We start from the raw sequence: 24395 nt of genomic DNA, 5'->3' as shown, positions 1-24395 counted from the left end.
CCCTCGCGACGCGGTCTACAGCTTGTCGACCGTCGATTTCGAGCCCGATACCGCCTTGTACAGCAGGTACAGCCCGAATACGACGAGGCTGATCATCAGGATCGGGAACAGCGCCTTCACCAGCGCGCCCACCACCATCAACGCCAGCCACACGACTGCGACCACGCCCAGGATCTTCCAGAACATGCTCATTTGCTCCATTCCTCCCGCCGCCCGCCCGCAATGGAGTCCGGCCGTTGAGGCCGGAAAGTAGGGCTCCCTGCGTGATCCGACACCTTCCATACTGCCGATCCCGCCGGGGAAAATCACCACGTCAACCCCGATATCAGGGTTAAATCAGGGTAGTTCCCGAGGACCCCCACCCGTCGGACCGCACCTTCCACGGTACCCGCGCCCGCCCACTGCGGACACCCGCTCAGCGGTGCGCGGCGGCCTCGACCAGGTGGTGGATCTCGTCGGCGACCAGCTCGGGCTCGCAGAGCAGCACGTAGTGGTGGGAGCGCGCTGCGACCACGTGACGTCCGTTCGACGAACGCGCCGCGCGCTGAGCGTGCAGGGCGTTGAGCACCGGACGTTGCGAACGAGGCACACCGTTACCCCCGCGACCACCCGAGATCACCGTGAGGGGCAGCTCACCCAAATCCGGTGGAGCATCCCGATATTCGGCGAGTTCGTCGAGATTCGTGCGCTGCTGCGCGGTGAACGTCCGCATCGCCTGGAGCGTGAATCCCTCACGCCGCATATCCTGCCGCGCGTCCGGGGGCAACGGCGTGACGGTCGAGCGATAGAACCACGGCAGCACCCGCAGCCGCGCACCCAACCGCAGCGCCGCCAACGCCACCCTCTCCAACCGCCGCACGACGGGATGGAACAGCACATCCTGCCCCTCCTCGGTCGGGTCGACCAGCACCAGGCCCACGATCCGCTCCGGGTTCGCGGCCGCCGTCGTGCGCACGATCGGACCACCCGCACTGTGCCCGACCAGCACATACGGCCCCGGCCCGAAATGGTCCAGAACGGCGCCGAGATCCGCGGCCATTCTGGCGAGCGTCCGCGACTCCGGATCCGGGGCACTGCGCCCGTACCCGGACCGGTCGTACACGATCGCCCGCGCCCACTCCCCGACCAGCGGCTGCACCAGCGCCCACATCGACCGGTTCACCGCGGCCCCCGATTCGAAGACGACCGTCGGCATCTCCGAATCCCCGGGCCCGGCCAACACCATCGTGTGTAGCCGCCGCCCATCCGGCGTCGGCACCCACACGCTCTCTCCCTGGGTATGCCCGGCGGAACTCCCCGATCCACTCTCTCGCACCACGTCAGTCCTTCTTCCCCACGAATTCCCACCCGCACACCGAAATTCCGGTCTCGCAACCGATCAGCGGCCTACTCGCGAAGCTTAGCCTAACCTGCTGACACTCAACTCGACTGACAGACGATTGAGGAGAACTTCGCCACCCCACCCCACGTTGTCTGCGCCCGATGCGCCGCCTGGTACGCACTACCGGGAATCTGAAAAGTGAGCGCCGGCAACGCTTTCCCCGCCCAATCCGTCCCGGTGCAGGTGTACTGCTGCTGCGCGATGACCGGACGCGCACCGGCACCGGCCGCACCCACCACCCCACCCAGCACCGCGAACCCGGTAATCGCAACCACCCCGGCAGTCATTCGCCTGACACGCATGAATCCACTCCTATCGTCGACGACAGCGATGGCCGCAGACCCTACCCGGAATGACCCCGCAATTCCCGGTGATCACGCCGGATTTCCGAACCGAGGTCAGCGGAACCGGCTGTCGGCGAGCTCGGTCAGCGCCTGCGCCCAGCCGTCCAGGCGATCGGCGGATTCGCGGAGATGCACCAGGGCCCAATCGATTTCGGAGGGCAGCGCGGCGGATTCGGGGACCGCGAGAATGCGGCCCGCGGCGGCGACCAGGGCCTCGTATTCGACGACGCCCGAGTCGAGCCGGGCGACCACCACCCGCACCTGCCCGGACAGGTCCAGGCCCGGGATCGAATCACTTTGTCCCACAACAGCTGCCGTCTTCTCCATGGCCACGGTATCGGCGGCCAGAGCATGTAGTGCCGCAGCGCAGGAGGCAGCGGTCTCGACGGTATCGGTGAGATCCGCCGCGGGCATCCGGCCACCCTGCGAGATGCGCGCGCTCAACGCGTGCAACGCGGCCTCGGCGCGCACCAGACGAGCGATCGGCGCCCGCGCCGCCGACCGGACCGGCGGCAGGCGACGCGGCACGAATGCGGCCTGCGGCAAGGGATTTCGACGAAGATGCAGATAACTGCGGGTGCTGACCGCGGCTCCGGTCACCAGCGCCGCCGCACCACTGCCCAGCACGATCACCGCCCAGGCGGGTGCGGAGGCGATCGCCAGCCCGGCCGCACCCAGTGCCGTGATTCCGGAGGCGGCGCTCCACCGCAGACTGCGTCGCCGCGCGCGCCGACGCCGCCGCAACTCCCGCTCCCGCGGATCGGCCCAGGCGCGCACGGCGTGCATCGCGGTCTCCCCCGCCTCCCGCAGGGTGTCGGGCAGTCGTCGCGCCCGGTCGAGCTGTTCGGGCTCGATTCCGGACTGCGACAACACTTCTCGTGCCACCCGAGAGCGCATCGCGGACGGGCGGGCACGGCCCGTCGCAGGCTCGTCGGCGGCCTGCGATCTCCCCATCCTCGATGCCTTTCGAACTGTTCTCGAACTCGCGGCAACCGCCGCACGGACTACTGCTGCGCGGCCTGACCCGGGTTCACCTGCGGCTGCGCCGCGGCCGGATTCGGGGCCGGGGCGGTCACCTGCGGGGTGGCGTCACCGGCGGTGAGCGAATCACCGCGCATCGAGGCGCGGATCTGCTCGAGGCGGCTGTGCCCGGCCATCTGCACGCTGGCCTGCTGCACCTCCATCATGCGGCCCTGCACCGAGTTACCGGCCAGCTCCGCGGCGCCCAGCGCGTTGGCGTACCGGCGCTCGATCTTCTCGCGCACCGCGTCCAGGCTCGGCGTGCTGCCCGGGGTGGCCAGCGTCGAGTCCATCGACTGCAACGATGCGGACACCTGCTCCTGCATCTTGGCCTGCTCGAGCTGGCTGAGCAGCTTGGTGCGCTCGGCGACCTTCTGCTGCAACAGCATCGCGTTCTGCTCGACGGCCTTCTTGGCCTGCGCGGCCGCCTGCAACGACTGGTCGTGCAGCACCTTCAGATCCTCGACCGACTGCTCGGCGGTGACCAGCTGCGCGGCGAATGCCTCGGCCGCGTTGGTGTACTGGATCGCCTTGTCGGTGTCACCGGCCGTAGCGGCCTGATCCGCGAGCATGACCGCCTGGCGAGCGTTGGAGTTGAGCTTCTCCACCTCGTCCAGCTGACGGTTCAGCTTCATCTCCAGCTGACGCTGATTACCGATCACCGACGCGGCCTGCTGCGACAGCGCCTGGTGTTGCCGCTGCGCCTCCTCGATGGCCTGCTGGATCTGTACCTTCGGATCCGCGTGCTCCTCGATCTTGGAATCGAAGAGGGCCATCAGGTACTTCCAGGCCTTGACGAACGGATTAGCCATCGATTGATCCCGCCTCCATCTGACGCGCCGCGCTCCCACGCGACTGTAGTGCGCGACCGTCACGCACCCCTGTGGTACCTATCCTCCATATGCCCGGTGTCCCGGGCGAGCGAAACTCGCCCGGGACCGAAGCCCACTAGAGAATCTATCCGTTTCCGTTCCGTCGCACAGCCTCGCCGATACCGATCACATACCTTTACCGGTCGAAAATCTTTCCCGCGTCAGTTCGCCTGGACGAGTACCAGCTTGTCGGCGGTGGGCGCGGGAATGACGATCCTGGTCTCCCCAGGAATCCGGGCGAAGGCCGACGGCGCGGGCGCGGCCGGTGCGGCGGCGCGCTCGGGCAGCGCCGGTTCGCGCTGGGCCCGTCCGGCGGCGAAATCCTGTTCGGCCATCGTGATGCTCACATCGGACAGCACCTCGGACAACGGCACGTCCAGGGCCTGGCAGATGGCCGCCAGCAGTTCGCTGGACGCCTCCTTGCGGCCGCGCTCCACCTCGGACAGATAGCCCAGACTCACCCGGGCCGAGGTCGACACCTCCCGCAGGGTCCGGCTCTGGGCGATCCGAGCACGCCGCAAACTGTCTCCGATTGCCTCTCGTAGCAGCGTCATCTCGTTCTCCTAACGGTTCATGCCTGGCCGGACCGAGCCTATGCAAGTGACAACGTCACGTGCCCTCGACTGGTTCCCATCGGTGGCCGCTCCCTCGCCGACTCGCTCATCCCCCGCCCAGGCCGCGGGCGAGTTCGGTCACGGCCGCGTGCACCGCTCCCATCCTGATCGTCCACCGGTCACCGGCCAGTTTCAACCGCAACACCTCGGTTCCGTCCGGACCCGCCACCCCCAGGAACACGGTGCCGACGGCGTGACCGTCCTGCGAATCGGGCCCGGCGACCCCGGTCAACCCGATCCCCCAGTCCGCCCCGCACACCCGCCGCGCCCCGGCCGCGAGCTGTTCGGCCGTCCCCGCCGCAACCGGTCCGGCACTGGCCAGCAACTGTTCGTCCACCCCGGCCAGCGTGTGTTTGAGATCGGTCGCGTAGACGATCAGACCCCCGCGCAGCACCGCGCTCGCCCCCGGCACGCCCGCGATCGTCGCCGACAGCAGCCCAGCGGTGAGCGATTCGGCGGTGGCCACGGTCGCGCGTGCGGCGATCAAGAGTCGTACCAGGTCAGCGGCCGGAATTGCCGCGGTGAGCGGATCGATGTCCACCGTCATTTGGGCTGGGCCGGGCGGGACCACAGGCGCGCGGCCTGCACGACGTAGTCCAAACCGGTGACCACGGTCAGCGCGACGGCGACATACATCAACCACAGCCCCGCGGTCGCGAACACACCCGAGAGCGGCAGCAGCAACACCGCGATGGCCAGCGACTGCACCAAGGTCTTGAGTTTGCCGCCGCGACCCGCCGGAATCACCCCGCGCCGCACGACGGCCAATCGCAACAGCGTGATTCCGATCTCACGCGCGCAGATCACCAGCGTGATCCACCACGCCAGATCGCCCAGCGCCGACAGCCCGATCAACGCCGCGCCGATCAACGCCTTGTCCGCGATCGGATCGGCGAGTTTGCCGAAATCGGTGACCAGACCGTACTTGCGCGCCACCTGACCGTCGATCCGGTCGGTGATGGCCGCGATGCCGAACAGTGCGGCGGCCAGAATCCGCCAGCCGGTGTCGTGCCCGGTCCCGGTGAACAGCGCCACCAGGAACAACGGCACGATCAGGATGCGCAGCACGGTCAGGATGTTGGCGATGTTGAGCACCGGCACCGGGGCGGGTTCGGCGCTCTGCGCGGGTGGGGCGGGCACCAGATTCGGGCGCGCGCGCGGTGTTTCGGTCCGGGGGTGGTGTGAGTCGGACCAGCCGCTGTCCATGTCGTCGCTCTGCACGCTCACCGGCACCCTCGACCGGGGCGGGCCCGGAAAAACTCGGGCGAGCGGGCGGAGTGGATGTGCGGCACCACACCAGACTATCGGTACCGAACCCGACTACTGTGCACCCCATGACGACACGGGCGACGCACAGCGGTTCGAGCGACGGGACGGTGGCCGACGCCCCGATCGTGCGCCGCGCCCGTACCTCGGACGTGCCCGCCATCAAGACCCTGGTCGACGTGTACGCCGGGCGGATTCTGCTGGAGAAGAACCTGGTCACGCTCTACGAGGCGGTGCAGGAGTTCTGGGTCGCCGAACTGGACGGCGAATTGATCGGCTGTGGCGCATTGCACGTGCTGTGGGCGGATCTGGGCGAGGTGCGCACGGTGGCGGTGCATCCGAGCGTCAAGGGTAAGGGCGTGGGCCGCCTGATCGTCGATCAGCTGATCACGATCGCGCGCGAGTTGCAACTGCGCCGGTTGTTCGTGCTGACCTTCGAGGTCCCCTTCTTCGAGCGGCACGGTTTCGCCGAGATCGACGGGACGCCGGTGACCGCCGAGGTCTTCGCCGAGATGTGCCGCTCCTACGACACCGGCGTCGCGGAATTCCTGGACCTGAGCTACGTCAAACCCAACACCCTCGGCAATACTCGTATGCTGCTGAACCTCTGATCTTGTCCGCTCCGAACGTCCGGGAGTCCCCATGGCCATCTTCGCTGTCCACTACACCTACGCCGAGGACCGGGCCGCCGGCCGCGACGAGCATCGCCCCGCCCACCGTGCCTGGCTCAACGACCTCCTCGCCGAGGGCACCGTCCTGACCAGCGGCCCCTACCCGGACGGCTCCGGCGCCCTCATCCTGATCGCCGCCGACGACCTGCCCGCCGCCCGAACCCTCTTCGCCCAGGACCCCTTCGCCCAACACGGCCTCATCCACGAAACCCGCATCGTGGAGTGGAAGCCGACCATGGGCGCATTCGCGGAGTAGCGACACCCGGCACCACGATCCATACCGCGCGAAATTCCCCTGCGCACAAGCCGATCGACGTGCGATGGTCACCGCTATGAGTGACTATCGCAACGTCAATCGCGCGAACTGGGACGAGCGCGCACCCCTGCACGCGAATTCACCCGCTTACGCGCTGGAACGGTATGTCGCCGATCCGGGGCTGCTCAGCGGTGTGGTGCGTTTCGACCTGCCGCGACTGGGCGATATCCGCGGGCTGCGCGCGGTGCATCTGCAATGCCATCTCGGGACCGACACGCTGTCGCTCGCCCGGCTCGGAGCGAACCCGACCGGACTGGACTTCTCACCGGTCGCGCTCGCGCACGCACGTTCCCTCGCCGAACGCTGCGGGGCCGCAATCGATTTCGTGGAATCCGATGTCTACGACGCGGTGACGGCGCTCGGCCCGGAACGTTTCGACCTCGTGTACACCGGCATCGGCGCGCTGTGCTGGTTGCCGAGTATCGACCGCTGGGCGCGGACGGTGGCCGCACTGCTGCGCCCCGGCGGCCGGTTGTTGCTGCGCGACGGGCATCCGATGGCGAGCACGCTCGACGACGCCCGCGAGGACCTGCTGGCGGTCACGTACCCGTACTTCGAAACCGCCGAACCGCAGGTGTGGACCGGGACGCAGACCTACGTCGAGACCGACGGCGCGCTCCAGGAGGCCACCACCACCCACCAGTGGAATCACGGTCTCGGCGAGATCGTCACCGCGCTGCTCGACGCCGGGCTGAGCATCACCGGCCTGGTCGAGCACGACAGCGCGCCGTGGCAGGTGCTGCCCGGCCGGATGACGTGCGGGGACGACGGCGAATGGCGGCTGATCGAAGGCCGGGACCGGCTGCCGTTCACTTTCACCGTGCAGGCCCGCAAGTCCTGACCCCTTCCGAGATACATAGCGGCACAATAGATTTCAGTATCATCGAGCCACTGTTCCCGATCCGCGGATAAATCCGTTTCCTCGGTGGATTCGTGGTGCTAGGCTCGAATCACACTGCGGGACAGGCGAAAGGAGACGTGATGATGATCGGGCAGATGGATCGGCGACAGCGCCGTTCGCAATGTGTTCGACAGTGGCGCGTCCTACGCCTGCTCGCTCGACGTGGTTCCTGAGACGTTCTCTCGACCTCTCCCAGGGCCGCTTGCCGGGCAATTCGCCACGGAGCGGCCCTTTTTCGTCGCCCTCTCCGTGCGGACGTAGCTCAACGGAAGAGCAGCGATCTCCAAAGTCGCCGGTTGGGGGTTCGAATCCCTTCGTCCGCGCTCCATCCCTCGTAGCCCAATTGGTAGAGGCCGCAGGCTCAGACCCTGCGTCGTGCGAGTTCGAATCTCGCCGAGGGAACTTCCCGCGCATCGGCAGTGCCGCCGAGGTGTCAGCGACGATGCCGCGCGTGGGTGAAAGCGCTCGTAGCTCAAGGGACAGAGTGCCTGGTTACGGCCCAGGAGGTTGGGAGTTCGAATCTTCCCGAGCGCGCTGCACACCCCGAAAATCAAGGGACACAGTGTGTTTCGATGACGCGTAGTGCAACCGGCAGTACGGCGGACTCTGACTTCGCAGGTCCAGGTTCGAATCCTGGCGCGTCAGCGAGGGGACACCGAAAGGTCGATGACGCGTGGTGCAATGGCAGCACGGCGGATTTTGGTTCCGCAAATCCAGGTTCGAGCCCTGGCGCGTCAGCTCCTCCCCGAGACACCCGGCCATCCGGCGTGACCCGAGCGGGGTGTGATTCGGTACAGTTCACCTATACAACCAGTTGCATAGGTGAGGTGGAGATGCATACATTCCGGCAGGCGGTCGAGACGCACGACGCGGCGACGATCGAGGCGACATTGGCCGATGACGTGGTGTTCACCAGCCCGGTGGCGTTCAAGCCGTATCCGGGGAAGGCGATCACGGCGGCGATTCTGCGCGGGGTGCTGCGGGTGTTCGAGGACTTCCGCTACGTGCGGGAGATCATCGATGCCGACGGCCGGGACGCGGCGCTGGTCTTCGAGGCGACCGTCGACGGAAAACGGGTCAACGGTTGCGATTTCGTCCATCTGAACGAGCAGGGCAAGGTCGACGAGCTGACCGTCATGGTCCGCCCGCTCTCTGCCGCCACCGCGCTGGCCGAGGCGATGGGTGCGCAGTTCGAACAGATCCAGCGCGAGGCGACCGAGCAGGTCCAGCGCGAAACCGCCGGAGCCTGAGGCGGAATCCGCTCGCCGGATACCCTGATCAGGTGCGATTGACCGAGCAGGACGCGCTGGAACGATTCCGTGACGCGCGGGTAGCCCGCCTCGCGACGGTGAGCGAGGACGGGCAACCGCACGTCGTCCCGGTGACCTTCGCCCTGAACCTGGAAACCCCCACCCCGACAGCGGTTTTCGCCATCGATCACAAGCCGAAGACCACCACGAACCTGCGACGCCTGCGCAATATCGCTGCCACGGAACGAATTTCACTCCTGGCCGACGAATACTCCGAGGACTGGACCCACCTGTGGTGGGTCCGCCTCGACGGCACGGCCCGCATCCTGTCCGAACCACCGGACCGCACCGAGCCGGTCACCTGGCTCACCGCGAAATACCCGCAGTACCAGGAGAATCCACCACAGGGCCCGGTAATTCGAATCACCGTGTACACCGTCTCGGGCTGGGCCTACAGCGGCTGATCAATCACGCACGTAGTAGTGCCCGAGACTGTCGTCGTACCGGCCCGAAGCCCGGCGGCTGCCGTCGCACGCGGATTTCTCGTCTACTCCGCACTTTCGGGGGCGGCGTCATCGGACAGGTCGGCCGGGTCGCCGCCGCGGATCGTGTAGAGCAGGCCGTCCAGCTCGTCGGGCTTGATCAGCACGTCGCGCGCCTTGGATCCCTCGCTCGGTCCCACGACGCCGCGGGTTTCCATCAGATCCATCAGCCGGCCGGCCTTGGCGAATCCGACCCGCAACTTGCGCTGCAGCATCGAGGTCGAGCCGAACTGCGAGGTGACGACCAGTTCCACCGCCTGCACGAACAGGTCCAGATCGTCGCCGATATCGGGATCGACGTCCTTCTTCTCGCCCGCCTTGGCCGCGGTGACGCCCTCGGTGTAGTCGGGTTCGGCCTGGTTCTTCGCGAAATCGACGACGCCCTGGATCTCCTCGTCGGAGATGAACGCCCCCTGCAGACGTGTCGGCTTGGACGCGCCCATCGGCAGGAACAGCCCGTCACCCATGCCGATCAGCTTCTCCGCACCGGGCTGATCCAGGATGACGCGCGAGTCGGTCAGCGAGGAGGTGGCGAACGCCAGCCGCGAGGGGACGTTGGTCTTGATCAGGCCGGTGACCACGTCCACCGAGGGCCGCTGCGTCGCCAGCACCAGGTGAATACCGGCCGCACGCGCCTTCTGGGTGATGCGCACGATAGCGTCCTCGACGTCGCGCGGCGCGGTCATCATCAGATCCGCGAGCTCGTCGACGATGGCCAGAATGTACGGGTACGGCCGGTAGACGCGCTCGCTGCCCAGCGGCGTGGTGATCTGCCCCGACTTGACCTTCTTGTTGAAGTCGTCGATGTGCCGGACCTTGCTGGCCTGCATGTCCTGATAGCGCTGTTCCATCTCCTCCACCAGCCAGGCCAGCGCGGCGGCGGCCTTCTTCGGCTGGGTGATGATGGGCGTGATCAGATGCGGAATGCCCTCGTACGGTGTGAGTTCCACCATCTTCGGGTCGATCAGGATCATCCGCACCTCCTCGGGGGTGGCGCGGTGCAGCAGCGAGATCAGCATCGAGTTCACGAAGCTCGACTTACCCGAACCGGTGGAACCGGCGACCAGCAGATGCGGCATCTTGGCCAGGTTCGCCGAGAGGTATTCGCCCTCGATGTTCTTGCCGAGGCCGATCAGCAGTGGGTGGTGATCGTTGCGAGTCGAGGGGGCCTTGAGCACGTCGGCCAGGCGCACGAGTTCACGATCGGCGTTGGGCACCTCGATGCCGACGGCCGATTTACCCGGGATCGGGGCGAGCAGCCGGACGTTCTCGGTGGCCACGGCGTAGGCGATGTTGCGCGCCAGCGCGGTGATCTTCTCGACCTTCACACCCGGGCCGAGTTCCACCTCGTACCGGGTGACCGTCGGGCCGCGCACGAATCCGGTGACCGCCGCGTCGATCTTGAACTGCACCAGCACCTCGGTGATGGCCTCGATCATCGACTCGTTGGCGGCGCTGCGCTTCTTGGGCGGTTCGCCGTCGGTCAGCAGGGACAGCGGCGGCAGGTGGTAGTCGCCGTCGACCTGACGTTCGGTGACGAACTCCAGCTGCTGCGGTTCCGGAGGCGGCGGGGTCTGATCGATGACCTTGGGAGCCTTGCGTTTCGGCTTCGGCTCGGGGGCGGGCTTCTCGGCCTGCTCCGACTGCTCCGCGGCGATGGGCTTGGCATCCTGGAGCGGCGGTTCGCCGAGAATCTCGGTAGCCGAATCGGATCCGCCGAATTCGTCGGCCGGGTAGTTCTCCGCGGGGGTGCGGCCACGCTTGCGGCGCGGACGCGGCTCGTGCGCCGGAAGGCCGTCCGCGTCAAGGTCATCCGAGTCGTAACGACCGTATCTGTCGTCGTACGAGTCGTATTCGTCGCGGGCCTCGGTGCCGAACAGCCAGCGCAGGCGATCGGGGATCTCACGCACCGTCGTCCCGGTGAGCAGCAGGATGCCGAATGCGATGGCCAGCAACAACAGTGGTGTGGCCAGCCACGAGGTGAGGCCGTCGCGCAGCGGGCCGCCCATCACGTAACCGACGAAACCCGCGGCGTGCGCGCGACCGTGCGCGTCGGCGGGTGAGCCCGCCGCGATGTGCCAGACGCCCAGAGCCGGAAGGGCGACCAGCAGTCCGCCCAGCACCAGCCGGGGACGGATCTCCGGGCGCGGTTCGGTGCGCATCAGGATCACCGCGATCGCGCAGGCCACGAAAGGCAGTGCGGCCGAGGCGGATCCGGTGAACAACCGCACGGCCGTATCGATCGCGTGCCCGACCGGACCACCCGCCGACAACCACACCGCCGCCGCGATGATCACGCTGAATGCGACCAGCGCCAACGCGATTCCGTCGCGGCGATGCCCGTGCTCGATCTCACCGGCCCGGCTCAGCGTGCGGGTGGTTGCTCCCATACCCCGCGCGAGCATGGTCCAGCCGCTGCCGACGCCGCGCCGCACGACCGCGAGGGGTGCGGTGTTGGATCGCGGTGCCGGGCGACGGGCCGGAGCCTTGCGCGCGCGTGGCGCGGGATTCTTCCGAGGGTTGGCCGAGGACGTTCCGGAGCGTGAACCGGCCGAACGGGACCGTGCCGGAGCCCGCCCCCGCGCCGATCCCGCCCGCGAACGAGACGCCGTGGTGCTGCGGGACTTGCCTGCCATACCCCCAGGCTAGCCGCAACAGCCCCATCCAGACCATCCGCAACACCCACCCCAGACACATCAGCGGGGGAAATCTGGGCGACCGTCCGGCGAACCGATGTAGCAGAACACCGCGCCGAGAGCTGCGTCACAGGATATCCGCACACCGCGCCGACCGCCGATCGACACGCCCTACGAGGTGTCAGCGGACATCCGTCCCGAGTCGCTCAGATGCTGCGGTCGCAGTCGTGTACCGCGCGAACATCATCGTCGGCACCGGTGGCGGTGAGCCGAACCTCTTTGCGGCCGAAGGCGTGCAGCAGCAGCTCCGAGGGCGGGCCGGTGAGCACCACCTCGGGGCCTTCGACGCTGTGCGCGGTGACCCGCTCGCCGTCGGGGGTGGCCAGCACGACGGTCACCGGGGCCTTGCGGTACGCCATCTTGGCCATGCGGCGCAAGGTCTTCCAGAGCGTCGCCTCCTCGGCGGCGGTCAATTCCCTGGGTTCCCAACCCGGTTCGGCGCGACGCACGTCCTCGTGATGCACGAACATCTCGCTGAGGTTGGCCACCGCGTCGACCGGCCGCAGCGGCGACCACCACGGCGGCCCGGTCCGCACCTGCTCCAGCAGTTCCTCGAACGACCGCTGCGCCGCCTTGGCCTGCACCGAATCCAGGTATCCGGCAAAGGATTTGATCATGATCCCGGGCGCGGCATCCGGCCGCCGCTCCCGCACGACCAGATGCGCCGCCAGATCCCGCACCGTCCACGCCCCACACAACGTAGGCGCATCCGGCCCAGCGGCGGTCATCGCCACAACCAACGCCCGCCGCTCATCCTGAGCCATACTCATAGCCCAACCCTAACCACTCGCTCAGCACAGAGCGACCCCGCAACCGCCGCCGCAGCCCACGGACGTCTCATCACCGGCACCCGCGTGCACTCGGAGCAGTTCAGCCCCGAAGCGGCTGGGGCTGAGTCCCACCGACAATCACCCCTGCGAAACGTCTCCGTACGCCGGAAACCGTCAGGCTCGCAAGGCCAACCCCAAAGTTTTCGGCGCGGCTCGCCGATGCCCGCTCGAAGCGCATGGCCGAAGGCCGAGTCTCGAGCGGGCAGCGGCGAGCCTTCGGGCGCCGAAAACCCGCCGGAGCGAAGCGGAGGCCGAAAATACAGCCTCAGACCCCTAGGACTGTCGGCACGATCATGGGGCGGCGGCGGTAGGTTTCGGCGACCCAGCGGCCGACGACTCGGCGGACGCTCTGGGCGATGCGGTGGGTGTCGGTGATGCCTTCGCCTGCCAGGCGGACCAGTTCGGCTTCGACGAGGCCGTGGGCCGCGCTCAGGGCGTCGGGGTCGTCGGAGAAGCCGCGGCCGGTGACCTCGGGGGTGCTGATCGCCTTGCCGGTGGTGGCGTCGACGGCGACGGTGATGGAGATGAAGCCGCCCTCGCCGAGCACGAGGCGATCGGACAGGGTCGATTCGCCGACGTCGCCGACCGAGAGGCCGTCGACGTAGACCTGACCGACCGGTACCCGGCCCACGATCGAGGCGATGCCGTCGACCAGGTCGACCACGACGCCGTCCTCGGCGAGGATGACCCGATCGGCGGGGACGCCGGTCGCCGCGGCCAGTGCCCCGTTGGCGCGCAGATGCCGCCACTCACCGTGCACCGGCATCGCATTGGTGGGCCGCACCGCGTTGTACAGGTACAGCAGTTCACCGGCCGACGCGTGCCCGGAGACATGCACCTTGGCGCTCTGCTGGGTGACCACGGTCGCGCCGAGGCGGGCCAGGCCGTTGACGACGCCGAACACCGCGTTCTCGTTGCCGGGGATCAGCGAGGAGGCCAGCACGACCAGGTCGTCGGCGCGAATGTTGATTTGCCGGTGATCCCCGCGCGCCATCCGCGACAGCGCCGAGAGCGGCTCACCCTGCGACCCGGTGGAGATCAGCACCAGCTTGTGCACCGGCAGGTTGGCGGCCTGATCCAGATCCACCACCACGCTGTCGGGGATGTCCAGATAGCCGAGATCCTGCGCGATCTGCATATTGCGCACCATCGACCGGCCGACGAAGCAGACCCGCCGGTCGTACCGCTGCGCCACCTCGACGACCTGCTGGATGCGGTGCACGTGGCTCGCGAACGACGCCACGATGACCCGGCCCTTGGCCTTGCCGATGACGCTGTCCAGCACCGGCCCGATCTCGCGTTCGGGCGTGACGAATCCGGGCACCTCGGCATTGGTCGAGTCGACCAGGAACAGATCCACGCCCTCGTCGCCGAGCCGGGAGAATCCGGCCAGGTCGGTCAGGCGGCCGTCCAGCGGCAGCTGATCGAGCTTGATGTCGCCGGTGTGCAGCACCAGCCCCGCGGGCGTGCGGATGGCGACCGCGATGGCGTCCGGGATCGAGTGGTTGACCGCGAAGTACTCGCACTCGAACGGTCCGTGGGTGGTCTTCTCCCCCTCGGTGACCTCGATCAGCTTCGGCTGCAAGCGGTGTTCGCGGCACTTGGCCGCGACCAGGGCGAGGGTGAACTTCGAACCGATCACCGGAATGTCCCTGCGCTGGCGTAGCAGGAACGGCACCGCGCCGATGTGGTCCTCGTGGCCGTGCGTGAGCACGACGGCGACCACATCGTCCATCCGGTCCTCGATCGGCCGGAAATCGGGCAGGATCAGATCCACGCCGGGCTGCTGATCCTCCGGGAACAACACACCGCAGTCGACGATCAGCAGTTTGCCGCCGAACTCGAAAACGGTCATGTTGCGGCCGATTTCGCCGATACCGCCGAGCGCGAAGACGCGCAATCCGTTGCGCGGCAATGCCGGAGGCAGACCCGAGGGCTGCGCGCCGACCGAAGCCGGTTGCGGCGCAGCGGTTTCCGAACGTCTCGCGGGCTGGTTCCCACGGCTCGAACGGCGCGCGGAGCCACCTCGATCGGATCTGTCCTGCGCGGACCGATCCTGTCCGGCATCACCGCGAGGGCCGCGAACGGCCTTCTCCGGCTGCGCATCCTGCGCCCGCGTCTTGGCCGCGCGGGTCTCCTCCTTGGCCGACTTGGCCCGCCCGGCACGCTTGCGCGGCTCGGCGGCACTCGCGGGCTCGGCGGCACTCGCCGACTCCGCAGCACTCGCGGTGTCCGGAGCACTCGTCGGCTCCGGCGAAACCACCTGCGCCACAACCGGTTCCGGCGGCGGCGCGGGCGCGGGTGCACCGGCGGAACGACTCGCGCCACGGCGCGGACGACGGGTTACGGGCGTGCCCGTATTCTCTTCACTCATTTCAAAACCCCCGCGGCCCGCAGATCAGCGGCCACCGCTTCCAGTTGTTCGGCATCGGGCATCAGCTGGGGCAGGCGCGGCTCACCGGTGTCCACCCCGAGCAGCCGCAACGCCGCCTTGGTCATCGACACACCGCCGACCCGGGCCATCGCCCGGCACAGCGGCAACATACTCACGTGCAACTCACGTGCTTTCGCCACGTCACCGGCGAGGAATGCCTCGCGCAGCGCACGCAGCCGTTCGGGCACCAGATGCCCGATAACGCTGATGAATCCGACCGCACCGACCGACAGCCACGGCAGATTGAGAATGTCGTCGCCGGAGTAGTAGGCCAGACCGGTCTCGCTGATCAGCTGCGCGCCACCGGCCAGATCGCCCTTGGCATCCTTCACCGCGACGATCCGCGGATGCTCCGACAACCGCAGAATCGTCTCCGAGGCGATCGGCACCACCGAACGCGGCGGAATGTCGTACAGCGTCACGGGCAGATCGGTGGCATCGGCGACCGCGGTGAAATGCGCGATCAACCCCTCCTGCGAAGGACGGGAGTAGTACGGGGTGACCACCAGCAACCCGTGCGCACCCGCACGAGCGGCATTGCGCGCCAGCTCGACGCTGTGCGCGGTGTCGTAGGTGCCCGCACCGGCGATGACGGTGGCGCGGTCGCCGACGCCGTCGACGACCGCGCGCAACAGATCGAACTTCTCCGATTCGGTGGTGGTCGGGGACTCTCCGGTGGTTCCGGAGATGGCCAGCAGATCGACTCCCTGGTCGACCAGATGGTTGGCCAGCGCGACACCGGCGTCGACATCGAGCTTGCCGTCGCCGGTAAAGGGAGTCACCATCGCGACACCGACCGTGCCGGACGCGCGCAGCCCGCTCCCCGTCGATTCACCGTTCGTCATGGTCAGAAAGGCTACTGGGTCTGTCGGGTCCGGCTTGCCCCGGCCGTTCATTCGTGGGCGAACGGATCGAGAAAAACATTGAATGATGTCAGATATGACGTCACAATGGCGTCATGGATATCAGTGAGTACACCGCGCGGTTGCGCGAGGATCTGGTTGCCGCCGCCGCACTGGGCGACGAGAAGACGCAGGCCACCGCCGCGGCGCTGGCCACCGCCACCGAGAACGCCGCACGGCTGACGCTGCTGGCGGCCCTGTCGGATCTGGCGGCCGAGGTCAGCGCGGAACTGGGCGACCGCACCGTGCACATCGCACTGGAGGGCACGACCGCGAAGGTCGACGTGCGCAAGAACACGCAGGCGTCGGACGAGGAGACGCCGAGTTTCGAGGACATCACCGGCGATATCAGCCGGGTCACCCTGCGCATGGTCGACCAGATCAAGACCCGCGCCCAGCAGGCCGCCGAGCAGAGCGGTATGTCGCTGAACTCGTGGTTGTCCACGACGGTGCAGGACGCGTTGCGGGATCAGACGCGCTGGGGTGGGGGTGGTCGGCGCGACGAGTGAAAGCTGTTCGCGCGCAAGGTGTTCCGGAGTGTCGGCACGGGTGACGTCACCCTGACATCACAGTGCCGCTCTGCGTGACCTGCGAGTGATCTAGTCGGCTGCCGCGCACCGCAAGCACCACTCGAGTGCTCACCGCGACGTTTTCGGCACCACTCAGGTAGTCACCGCGAAGTTCCCGGCACCACTCAGGTAGTCACCGCAACGTTCCCATCGGTATCGATCTCCGTGCGCCGATCATCCTCGGCGGCGTGCGCCAGCACCGTGGCCAGCACACGACGCCCGAGCGGCAACACCCGCACCGTCACCGAACCGGCGTTCGCGGCGTCCAATTCCCTTACCGCGGAATCGATCACGCGCTGCCGCACCCACTGCGGCACGCCCTCGAAACCGCCGTCGTCGAGCAGCACCACCTCGACCCCGCGCGCCCGCGCACCCCGCGCCGCGCCGCTCAACTCCTCGGTCACCAGTTGCGGCGCGCGCAGGCCGTCGCGGAGTTCGGCCTCGAGCAACCGGCACTGTTCCCGTTCGGCCGCGGTCAGCACCGCGCCGTCGGCGATCCGCTCCAGGATCGGGCGGGCCACCCGGTCCAGCCGGGCCAGCTGCCGGATCCGCTCACCGTCGGCGGCCACCATCGTCGCCTCGGCCGCCGCGCGCACCGTGGCCTCCTCGCGCAGCATCCGCAGCGAACGCTGGGTCGGGCGGATGATCACCGCGAACGCCGAGATGGCCGCGACGGTGCCGATCGGGACGATCGATGCCGAGACGATCGCGTCGAACCGGACATCGATGCGCAGTCCGGCGGTCACCAGCACGGTCGCCGACGCGGCCACGCTCAGCCACGCCGCCGCGATCCGGCCGCGCAACACCAGCGCGGCGAGCACGTAGGAGCAGGCGTATGCCGTCCACACGACGTGATGTGCGGGCGCGGACCCCAGATCCACCGCCGTCAGCGCGGTCGCGACCGGACCGGCGGCGGTGACGAACGCGGTCGAGGTCCACGGCAGCGGATCCTCCGGCGCCAGCAGCACCACCGCCCCGGCCGCGGCCATCACGACCAACGCGACCAGCGTCTGCATCAGGGATGCGGCCTGCAGGTTGCCGATCATGTACAGCACGATGATCAGTTCCAGGATCAGCATGAACAGCCATGCCATCCCGCCGCGCAGGCCCAGCAGGTCCCGGAGCCCGAAGCGGGGATCGAGGTCACCGGTCATGTCACGCTGAGCCATCGCCACCCCATACCAACGTCACGGTGGTGCCTTCCCCCGGTTGTGATTCGACGAAACCCGCGCCTCCGGCCAGTTGGCGCATGCGGCCCAGAATGCTCACCGAGATGCCGAGCCGGTCCGCGGACACCTGCTCCACATCGAAACCCGCGCCGTCGTCGTTGAAGACGAGCCGGATGCTGCCCGCGCTGATGGTGCAGGTGACCGTCCGGTGCACCGGCCGACCGGGGATCGCGGCGTGCCGCAGGCTGTTGCGAACCGCCTCGCCCAGCGCCGCGGCCAATGTTCCGGCGACCGCGACGGGCATGCGCAGATCGTCGAAGCCGGGCCAGGTGCGGGTGGCGAAGCGGATGCCCGGATTGATCTCGTGCACCGCGGAACGCAGGAAGATGACCGCCGAACGCGCGTCGAGCACATCGGGTTCACGCACGTCGACGCGGATTTCGTCGAGTTGGTCGAGGGTCGACTGGGCTTGTCGCCGCAGGACCGAGATCTCACCGGCCGCCTTGCCCGGACACGGTTTGGGTCCGCCGACCGGCGGCGGGCCGGCGGGTGTGTCCTCGGCTCCACGGGAGGCGTCCAGCAGCGTGGACAGCACGGCGTCGTGGATGAGTGCAGCGAAGCGGGCGCGTTCGTGATCGCGGGCGGTGGAGGCGGCGGTGGCCGCGGCGCGTCGACCGGCGATGGCCGATTCTCGGTCGACCCGCGCGCCCGCGCCCCGCGCGCAGGTCACGCACCACAGGAACAGGCTGGCCAGACCGGACGCGCGCAGCAGGCCACTCAGCGCCGACATCGCGCTGAACTGCTCGACGAGATAGACGTTGACACACGCCACCGCGGTCGACCCCACCAGCAGGTACACCACCGACCACAGCAGCCGCCAGGCCAGCGCCGCGGCGAGCATGCCCAGCGGCAGCATCCGGTACAGCCACACCGACGACGCGTCCAGGGTGTGCGGCTGCACCGCGAGCGGTGTGATCGCCAGCGCGACAAGGAAACTCACCGCCGTCAGCCCCGAGACCGCGCGAATCACCGCGGGCCGGGCGCGCGCCGACACCGCGGCCAGGATCGGAAAGCCGCCGAAGGTGAGCAGCGCGGCCACCGGACTCCACCAGCCCGGCGCGCCGTGCCCCTGTTCGATGATTTCCGGGATGGTGACCAGGCCCATGATCACCCCGCCCAGGCCCATCGACATGCCCAGCCGCCGCATGATCCCCTCCGACGCGGTCGGCGAGACATGCTGCGACACAACGTATCTCCCCCTCCGGCGGATACCCGCCGAGGTCCGCGCCCCGGAACCGGCGCGCGGGCCGCTCGGCACGGCCGATACCGCTAGGCGCGTGGATTGCGCTCGGGCACCGGCAGCCACCCGTCCTCCACCGCTCGTTTGTACAGGTCCGTCTTGGTGGGTGCCGGGCGTCCGGCGTCGGCGTATTTCTGCCGGATCCGGCCGAGGTAGTCGTTGACGGTCTGTTCGGACAGGCCCGTCATCCGCGCCACCCGCGACGCCTTCTCCCCCGAGGCGTAGAGGGTGAGCACCTCCTGCTGCCGCGGGCTGAGCCCGACGTCGCGCAGTTGCGGATCGCCGTCGATGGCCGCGGCCCAGTCGGTGGTGACGACCTGTTCGCCCGACGCGGCCGCGCGCACCGCCGACACCACGGTCTGCACGTCCTCAGATTTGCGGACCACCCCGAGCACCCCCGCTCGGGCCGCCGCGCGCACCAGGAACGGATTGTCCGCACCGGTGAACACCAGCACCTCGTGTCCGCTGTCGCGCAGGGTGCGCACGTTGTCCTCGGGCGCGGATCCGTCGGCCAACCGCAGATCCAACACCACCAGATCCAATTCCGGTGCGGCGGAAAGCAGTTCGGCCACGGTCCCCGCGGTGATGATCAACTCCAGATCCGGCTCGGGCGCCAGCATGCTGGCCAGCCCGAGCGCCACGGACTCGTGATCCTCGACCAGCCCGATCCGTCGCGACCGAACCGCCCCCTGATACGTCGGCTCCACAGCGCTCTCACCTCTTCCCAGATCCCGTGTCCCAAGAACACCACCTCGCCCCACCAACCAGCCGACCACCGACCGATTCCGGAACGCATCGGCTTCGAGTATGCCGGGGCAACCGCCCCGACGTGAGCCATTGATTTCATGGGGAGAGGTGTAAGCCGCTATTGCATGAGCTGGGCCGCGACCGTCGCGCCGAGTTCCCAACAGGCTTGCAGGGCGTCCTTGGATGGTTTGCCCGAGACCGTCACGTATTCGGCGGCTTTCGCCCAACCCAATCCGGTCGTGATCGATGTGACGGCGCGTTCTGCGCCCTCGGTGCCCTCGTTGCCGTGGATGTAGAGGCCGAAGGGGCGGGTGCGGGTCGAGTCGAGGCAGGGGTAGTAGATGGTGTCGAAGGCGTGTTTGAGGGCGCCGCTCATGTAGCCGAGGTTGGCTGGGGTGCCCAGGAGGTAGCCGTCGGATTCGAGGACGTCGGTTGGGGAGACTGTCAGGGCGGGGCGGCGGATTACCGCTACGCCTTCGATTTCCGGGTCGGTTGCGCCGGACACCACGGCCTCGAACATCGCCTGCATGAACGGGGACGGGGTGTGGTGGATGAGCAGGAGGGTCGGCACGGGTTCAGGTTAGTGCGGAGGAGGTCCGGGGTGGCGAGGAAGAGTGGGGCGGGGTGCGCTACTTCTTCTTCAGGGCGCGGTCGGCGGCGGCCCAGTGTTCGTCGGAGATCCACAGGTGGGCGAAGGCGTCTACGGCTTCGGTGGGGGTTACGCCGGAGAGGACGTGTTTGATGCGGGCGGCAGGGGCGTTGGCCAGGGAGCGGGCCAGGGTGCGCCAACCCTCTTCGAAGGAGTCTCGGGGGAGGACTCGGTCGATGAGGCCGAGGCGTTCGGCTTCGGGGGCTTCGAGGATGGTGCCGGAACCTGCGAGGAGGAGGGCGCGGCTGCGGCCGACCAGGGCGGAGAGGCGTTCGGCGCCGCCCCAGGCGGGCATGATGCCGAGGGCTACCTGGTTGAAGCCGATGCGGATGTCGGCGGCGGCGATGCGGATGTCGGCGGCCACGGCTACCTCCGCGCCACCGCCGAAGGCGTGGCCGTTGAGGGCGGCGATCACGGGGGCGGGGAAGTCCGCGAGACGGTCGCAGATGCCACGCATCCGCCAGGCCATCTCGGCGGCGCCCTCGAGGGTGCGGATCGCGGCGAGCTGTTTGAGGTCGCCGCCGGAGACGAACGCCTTGTCCCCGGCGCCCCGGATGACCAGGGCGCGAGCGCCTTTGGCGGCATCCAGCGCCTCGTCGAGCTGATCCATCGTCTCGGGCGCGATGGCGTTGCGCGCCTGGGGGCGGTCGATGGTGAGCACTGCCAGGCCATCGTCCAACTCGAGGTCCACCACGACCGGTTCTCCAATCCAGATATTGGAATTCTTGTATTCGGAGAATAGTATATCCACCACGGGCAGCCCCCGTTTCGATGAACCCTGCAACCACCCGGCAGCCCGCGAGTGTGGCCGTCACGCCCGCACATCCGGACTTGGAGGCCACATGCGCACGATCCCCGCCGAACTGGCCCGACGCTACGAGGACGAAGGGTGGTGGACCCGCGACACCCTCGGTGATCTACTGGCGCGCGGCCTGGCCTCGGCGCCCGACTCGACGTTGCGCGTGCACTCCGCGGTCCGGCCGTACACCGGCACGTTCGCGGAGGTCGAACTGGTCGCCCGTCGCCTGGCCCAGGGGTTGCACGAGCGCGGCATGGGCCCCGGTGACGCGGTCGCCTGCCAGCTGCCCAACTGGATGGAAGCCGCCGCGACCTTCTGGGCCACCACGTTCCTCGGGGCGATCGTGGTCCCGATCGTGCACATCTACGGCCCCCGCGAGGTCCGATACATCCTGGATGCGGTGCGCCCCAAGGCATTCGTGACCACCGACCGTTTCGGCTCGATCACATACGACCCGGCGGTCTACGAGCAGGTGCCGATCACCGGCGTCGTCGGCAGCACCTTCGAGGAACTGCTCGCGGACGAACCGTTCGAGGGCGTGACGACCGTCGATCCGTCCGGCCCCGCACTGATCGCGTTCACCTCCGGCACCACCCGCGCACCCAAGGGCGTGGTGCACAGCCACCAGACCCTCGGCTGCGAAACCCGCCAGCTCGCCGAGCACTACCCCGACGACCTGGGCCCGCAGATCACCGCCGCCCCGGTCGGGCATTTCATCGGCATGCTCAACGCGTTCCTGATCCCGATCCGCGACGGCATCCCGGTCGATCTGGTGGACACCTGGAATCCGGAACTGATCCTGAACCTGATGACCACCTACGACGTCACCTTCGGCGGCGGCGTGCCGTACTACCTGACCAGCCTCATCGAACATCCCACCTTCGGCCCGAACCATCTGGCGCGGATGAAGTACGCCGGGATGGGCGGCGCGTCGGTCCCGGCCTCGGTCACCGAACGCCTCACCGATCTGGGCCTGACGGTCTACCGCTCCTACGGCAGTACCGAACATCCCTCGATCACCGCCTCGGACGCCACCGACCCGCGCCCCAAACGCCTCTACACCGACGGCGATCCGCAGCCCGGCGTCGAGATCATGCTCACCGAGGACGGCGAAATCCTCAGTCGCGGACCGGATCTGTGCCTGGGCTACACCGACGACGCCCTCACCGCGAAGGCGTTCGACGCGCAGGGCTGGTACCACACCGGCGATATCGGCGTCCTGGACGCGGACGGCTATCTGACCATCACCGACCGCACCACCGACCTGATCATCCGCGGCGGGGAGAACATCAGCGCGCTCGAAGTCGAGGAGGTGCTGCTGAGCATGCCGCACGTCGTCGAGGCGGTCGCGGTGGCCGCACCCGATGCCCGGCTCGGCGAGCACGTCGCGGCGGTGGTGCGCCTGGCCCCCGACTCCCCCGCGCCCTCGCTGGAGGATCTGCGCGCGCATTTCGCGGAGGTGGGTCTGGCCAAACAGAAGTGGCCGGAGGAGATCCACGTGGTGGACGATTTTCCGCGCACACCCAGCGGCAAGATCCAGAAGTACCGCGTGCGGCAGAGCATGATTCGCGAATGAGCGGTGTGAGGATGTACGCTGCGTTCCCAATAGTGTTGCGCCGCAAAAGTTCCGCGCCTGGTCGAGTGGGTCACGCCACTCCCAGTAACCGTGTTACAGTAATCCGGTGAGCAGGGCGCCAGGACGCGACGCGTCGGAGCAGATCATCGACGTGGTGCTCACATTGCTGCAAACCGAAGGCTACGACGCGGTGCAGCTGCGCGAGGTGGCGCGTCGCGCCCGCGTCTCGCTGGCCACGGTCTACAAACTGTTCCGCACCCGCGACGAGTTGATCGTCACCGCGATCGAACGCTGGATGGCCGATCACGCCTACCCCGACCTGACCCCGCCCGCGCCGGAGGAATCCCTCTACGACGGCCTGATGCGCGTACTGCACCATGTCTTCCAGCCGTGGGAGAGCAACCCGAAGATGCTCGAGGCGTTCCACCGCGCCCGCTCCGGCCCCGGCGGCACCCGCCTCGACACCCAGGGCCTGGACGCGGTACTCCCGGTGGCCGGTCAGATCTTCGGCGGCGCGGACCCCGAATACATCGAGGACGTCGGCCTGGTCCTGGCCAACATGGCCTACGCCCTGATGGGCCGCGTCGCCGACAAAACCCTCCAGATCACCGAGATCCTCCCCATCCTCGAACGCGTGATGCGCCGCCTGACCGCCAACAACGAACCGGCCGCCCGCCGCGCCCGCGACCGCCCTACCATCGCCGACCCCGAACAACCCTTCCGCCTCGACCCCACCGTCATCGCGGCGTTCAACCGCGGCATGGAGGTCGCCGCAGGCTCACCCCCCGAGGAACGCGACACCCCCCGCCACTCCGACGCGGGCTGACCGCGCAGGTCGGGACGATTCGCTTCGCAGGACTGTGGCGACTCTCGACACACCCCCGCCGACCATGGCAGATACTGGGGGGATGCGGTCGCAGCGGAAGATTTTGGATGCCACACTCGGGTTGATTGCGAGTGAGGGGTTCGGTGGGGTGAATATTGCGGCGGCGGCGCAGGCGGCGGGGGTTACCCGGCAGACGGTGTATTCGAATTTCGGGTCGCGTGAGGATCTGGTGTCACAGGCGATGGCTGATCTGTTGCTGCGGGCGACGAACGGGTTGCGGAGCCGGCTCGCGGAGATCGATGACGTTGCCGAATACGTGGTCGAACTGTTCGTCGTGGGGCGGGCGGTGGTGCGGAACGACCCGATTCTGGCGCGGCTGGTACGGATCGAACCCGGTAACCCGATCTTCGACGCCGATATGCTCGCGCGCGCGAAACCCATTGCCCACGAGTTGCTTCGGCCGCTCATCAAGCTGGATCCGACGATCGCGCCGCACCTGGACGATATCGCGCAGATCGGGATCCGGCTGGGGTTGTCGGTGGTGCTGTTCGACGATCCGGACATCGAGTCCGACGAGGATCTGCGCCGCCTGATAGCGCGGTGGGTGGTGCCTGCGTTGTCGCTCACACCCCGCTGACCTCAGTCTTACAGTGTAATTCTTGACACTCCAGTAAGTTACTGTCTAGTTTGAGCGAGCCCGGACACGCCGATCCGGGCAAAC

General features: G+C 68.1%; 26 protein-coding genes and 5 tRNA genes. 14 read left to right on the top strand and 17 right to left on the bottom strand.

Features of this window, described 5'->3' with window-relative positions; all coding sequences use genetic code 11:
* Positions 1–15: 15 nt before the first annotated feature.
* The 8 genes from NRB20_RS09380 to pgsA all read right to left on the bottom strand — a co-directional run bounded on the left by NRB20_RS09380 (position 16) and on the right by pgsA (position 5458).
* On the bottom strand, positions 16–192 hold the full coding sequence (locus NRB20_RS09380) for a hypothetical protein (RefSeq protein ID WP_153409503.1): 177 nt from the start codon (positions 190–192) through the stop codon (positions 16–18).
* Between the two features lie 223 nt (positions 193–415).
* Positions 416–1258, bottom strand: a complete 843-nt coding sequence (locus tag NRB20_RS09375) for an alpha/beta fold hydrolase (RefSeq protein ID WP_319944665.1) — start codon at positions 1256–1258, stop codon at positions 416–418.
* Positions 1259–1419: 161 nt separating this feature from the next.
* Positions 1420–1683 carry a hypothetical protein gene (locus NRB20_RS09370; protein ID WP_153409501.1) on the bottom strand — a complete coding sequence of 88 codons (264 nt, stop codon included), beginning with the start codon at positions 1681–1683 and terminating at the stop codon, positions 1420–1422.
* 96 nt (positions 1684–1779) lie between these two features.
* Positions 1780–2679 carry a phage shock envelope stress response protein PspM gene (gene pspM, locus NRB20_RS09365; protein ID WP_227833339.1) on the bottom strand — a complete coding sequence of 300 codons (900 nt, stop codon included), beginning with the start codon at positions 2677–2679 and terminating at the stop codon, positions 1780–1782.
* A 50-nt stretch (positions 2680–2729) separates the two neighbouring features.
* Positions 2730–3557: a PspA/IM30 family protein gene (locus NRB20_RS09360; RefSeq protein ID WP_153409499.1), complete on the bottom strand. Its 828-nt coding sequence runs from the start codon at positions 3555–3557 to the stop codon at positions 2730–2732.
* A gap of 221 nt (positions 3558–3778) precedes the next feature.
* On the bottom strand, positions 3779–4171 hold the full coding sequence (locus NRB20_RS09355; RefSeq protein ID WP_153409497.1) for a helix-turn-helix domain-containing protein: 393 nt from the start codon (positions 4169–4171) through the stop codon (positions 3779–3781).
* Positions 4172–4277: 106 nt separating this feature from the next.
* On the bottom strand, positions 4278–4778 hold the full coding sequence (locus tag NRB20_RS09350) for a CinA family protein (protein ID WP_153409495.1): 501 nt from the start codon (positions 4776–4778) through the stop codon (positions 4278–4280).
* Entirely contained in the window at positions 4775–5458 is a 684-nt protein-coding gene (pgsA, locus tag NRB20_RS09345) for a CDP-diacylglycerol--glycerol-3-phosphate 3-phosphatidyltransferase (RefSeq protein WP_406603796.1), read from the bottom strand. Before pgsA ends, NRB20_RS09350 begins: the two co-directional genes overlap by 4 nt.
* 107 nt (positions 5459–5565) lie before the next feature.
* On the opposite strand from pgsA, the gene NRB20_RS09340 reads away from it, so the two are divergent.
* The 10 genes from NRB20_RS09340 (at position 5566) to NRB20_RS09295 (ending at position 9099) form a co-directional block, all read left to right on the top strand.
* Positions 5566–6108, top strand: a complete 543-nt coding sequence (locus NRB20_RS09340; RefSeq protein ID WP_153409493.1) for an amino-acid N-acetyltransferase — start codon at positions 5566–5568, stop codon at positions 6106–6108.
* A gap of 31 nt (positions 6109–6139) precedes the next feature.
* Positions 6140–6424, top strand: coding sequence for a YciI family protein (locus NRB20_RS09335; protein WP_153409491.1), 285 nt, complete (start codon positions 6140–6142; stop codon positions 6422–6424).
* A gap of 76 nt (positions 6425–6500) precedes the next feature.
* Positions 6501–7325, top strand: coding sequence for a class I SAM-dependent methyltransferase (locus NRB20_RS09330; RefSeq protein WP_153409489.1), 825 nt, complete (start codon positions 6501–6503; stop codon positions 7323–7325).
* A 311-nt stretch (positions 7326–7636) separates the two neighbouring features.
* A tRNA-Trp gene (locus tag NRB20_RS09325) sits at positions 7637–7708 on the top strand.
* 5 nt (positions 7709–7713) lie between these two features.
* Positions 7714–7787, top strand: a tRNA-Leu gene (locus NRB20_RS09320).
* A 59-nt stretch (positions 7788–7846) separates the two neighbouring features.
* Positions 7847–7919, top strand: a tRNA-Arg gene (locus NRB20_RS09315).
* A gap of 39 nt (positions 7920–7958) precedes the next feature.
* A tRNA-Gln gene (locus tag NRB20_RS09310) sits at positions 7959–8030 on the top strand.
* Between the two features lie 22 nt (positions 8031–8052).
* Positions 8053–8123: transfer RNA gene (locus NRB20_RS09305), tRNA-Gln, on the top strand.
* Positions 8124–8218: 95 nt separating this feature from the next.
* Positions 8219–8635: a nuclear transport factor 2 family protein gene (locus NRB20_RS09300; RefSeq protein WP_153409487.1), complete on the top strand. Its 417-nt coding sequence runs from the start codon at positions 8219–8221 to the stop codon at positions 8633–8635.
* 32 nt (positions 8636–8667) lie between these two features.
* Complete coding sequence (locus NRB20_RS09295; protein ID WP_319944663.1) at positions 8668–9099, top strand: TIGR03668 family PPOX class F420-dependent oxidoreductase; 432 nt, start codon at positions 8668–8670, stop codon at positions 9097–9099.
* Positions 9100–9182: 83 nt separating this feature from the next.
* On the opposite strand, the gene NRB20_RS09290 is transcribed toward NRB20_RS09295, so the two are convergent.
* From NRB20_RS09290 to dapA, 4 genes are all read right to left on the bottom strand, one after another.
* Entirely contained in the window at positions 9183–11813 is a 2631-nt protein-coding gene (locus NRB20_RS09290; RefSeq protein ID WP_153409485.1) for an FtsK/SpoIIIE family DNA translocase, read from the bottom strand.
* 206 nt (positions 11814–12019) lie between these two features.
* On the bottom strand, positions 12020–12643 hold the full coding sequence (locus NRB20_RS09285; protein WP_153409483.1) for a TIGR03085 family metal-binding protein: 624 nt from the start codon (positions 12641–12643) through the stop codon (positions 12020–12022).
* 325 nt (positions 12644–12968) lie between these two features.
* Positions 12969–15077 carry a ribonuclease J gene (locus NRB20_RS09280; RefSeq protein WP_153409482.1) on the bottom strand — a complete coding sequence of 703 codons (2109 nt, stop codon included), beginning with the start codon at positions 15075–15077 and terminating at the stop codon, positions 12969–12971.
* Complete coding sequence (dapA, locus tag NRB20_RS09275; RefSeq protein WP_153409480.1) at positions 15074–15982, bottom strand: 4-hydroxy-tetrahydrodipicolinate synthase; 909 nt, start codon at positions 15980–15982, stop codon at positions 15074–15076. Before dapA ends, NRB20_RS09280 begins: the two co-directional genes overlap by 4 nt.
* Before the next feature lie 113 nt (positions 15983–16095).
* On the opposite strand from dapA, the gene NRB20_RS09270 reads away from it, so the two are divergent.
* Positions 16096–16548, top strand: a complete 453-nt coding sequence (locus tag NRB20_RS09270) for a hypothetical protein (RefSeq protein WP_153409478.1) — start codon at positions 16096–16098, stop codon at positions 16546–16548.
* Positions 16549–16733: 185 nt separating this feature from the next.
* Here the strand turns inward: NRB20_RS09270 and NRB20_RS09265 are convergent, their stop codons facing one another.
* From NRB20_RS09265 to NRB20_RS09245, 5 genes are all read right to left on the bottom strand, one after another.
* The gene (locus NRB20_RS09265) at positions 16734–17777 is read right to left on the bottom strand and encodes a hypothetical protein (RefSeq protein WP_153409476.1); all 1044 of its coding nucleotides are present in this window, start codon (positions 17775–17777) and stop codon (positions 16734–16736) included.
* Complete coding sequence (locus NRB20_RS09260) at positions 17764–19023, bottom strand: sensor histidine kinase (protein ID WP_194289772.1); 1260 nt, start codon at positions 19021–19023, stop codon at positions 17764–17766. Before NRB20_RS09260 ends, NRB20_RS09265 begins: the two co-directional genes overlap by 14 nt.
* 83 nt (positions 19024–19106) lie before the next feature.
* Positions 19107–19784 carry a response regulator transcription factor gene (locus tag NRB20_RS09255; RefSeq protein WP_319944662.1) on the bottom strand — a complete coding sequence of 226 codons (678 nt, stop codon included), beginning with the start codon at positions 19782–19784 and terminating at the stop codon, positions 19107–19109.
* A 158-nt stretch (positions 19785–19942) separates the two neighbouring features.
* Positions 19943–20353 carry a flavodoxin family protein gene (locus tag NRB20_RS09250; RefSeq protein WP_153409846.1) on the bottom strand — a complete coding sequence of 137 codons (411 nt, stop codon included), beginning with the start codon at positions 20351–20353 and terminating at the stop codon, positions 19943–19945.
* A 100-nt stretch (positions 20354–20453) separates the two neighbouring features.
* Positions 20454–21167, bottom strand: a complete 714-nt coding sequence (locus NRB20_RS09245) for an enoyl-CoA hydratase/isomerase family protein (RefSeq protein ID WP_319944707.1) — start codon at positions 21165–21167, stop codon at positions 20454–20456.
* A 148-nt stretch (positions 21168–21315) separates the two neighbouring features.
* On the opposite strand from NRB20_RS09245, the gene NRB20_RS09240 reads away from it, so the two are divergent.
* From NRB20_RS09240 to NRB20_RS09230, 3 genes are all read left to right on the top strand, one after another.
* Entirely contained in the window at positions 21316–22848 is a 1533-nt protein-coding gene (locus tag NRB20_RS09240) for an AMP-binding protein (protein ID WP_153409474.1), read from the top strand.
* 106 nt (positions 22849–22954) lie between these two features.
* The gene (locus NRB20_RS09235; protein WP_319944660.1) at positions 22955–23674 is read left to right on the top strand and encodes a TetR family transcriptional regulator; all 720 of its coding nucleotides are present in this window, start codon (positions 22955–22957) and stop codon (positions 23672–23674) included.
* An 82-nt stretch (positions 23675–23756) separates the two neighbouring features.
* Positions 23757–24311: a TetR/AcrR family transcriptional regulator gene (locus NRB20_RS09230; protein ID WP_153409472.1), complete on the top strand. Its 555-nt coding sequence runs from the start codon at positions 23757–23759 to the stop codon at positions 24309–24311.
* Positions 24312–24395 lie beyond the last annotated feature (84 nt).

It is taken from the genome of Nocardia macrotermitis, from assembly GCF_009604405.1.
In the GTDB taxonomy this organism is placed as follows: domain Bacteria; phylum Actinomycetota; class Actinomycetes; order Mycobacteriales; family Mycobacteriaceae; genus Nocardia; species Nocardia macrotermitis.
This window is presented reverse-complemented; position numbering and strand designations above follow the sequence as displayed.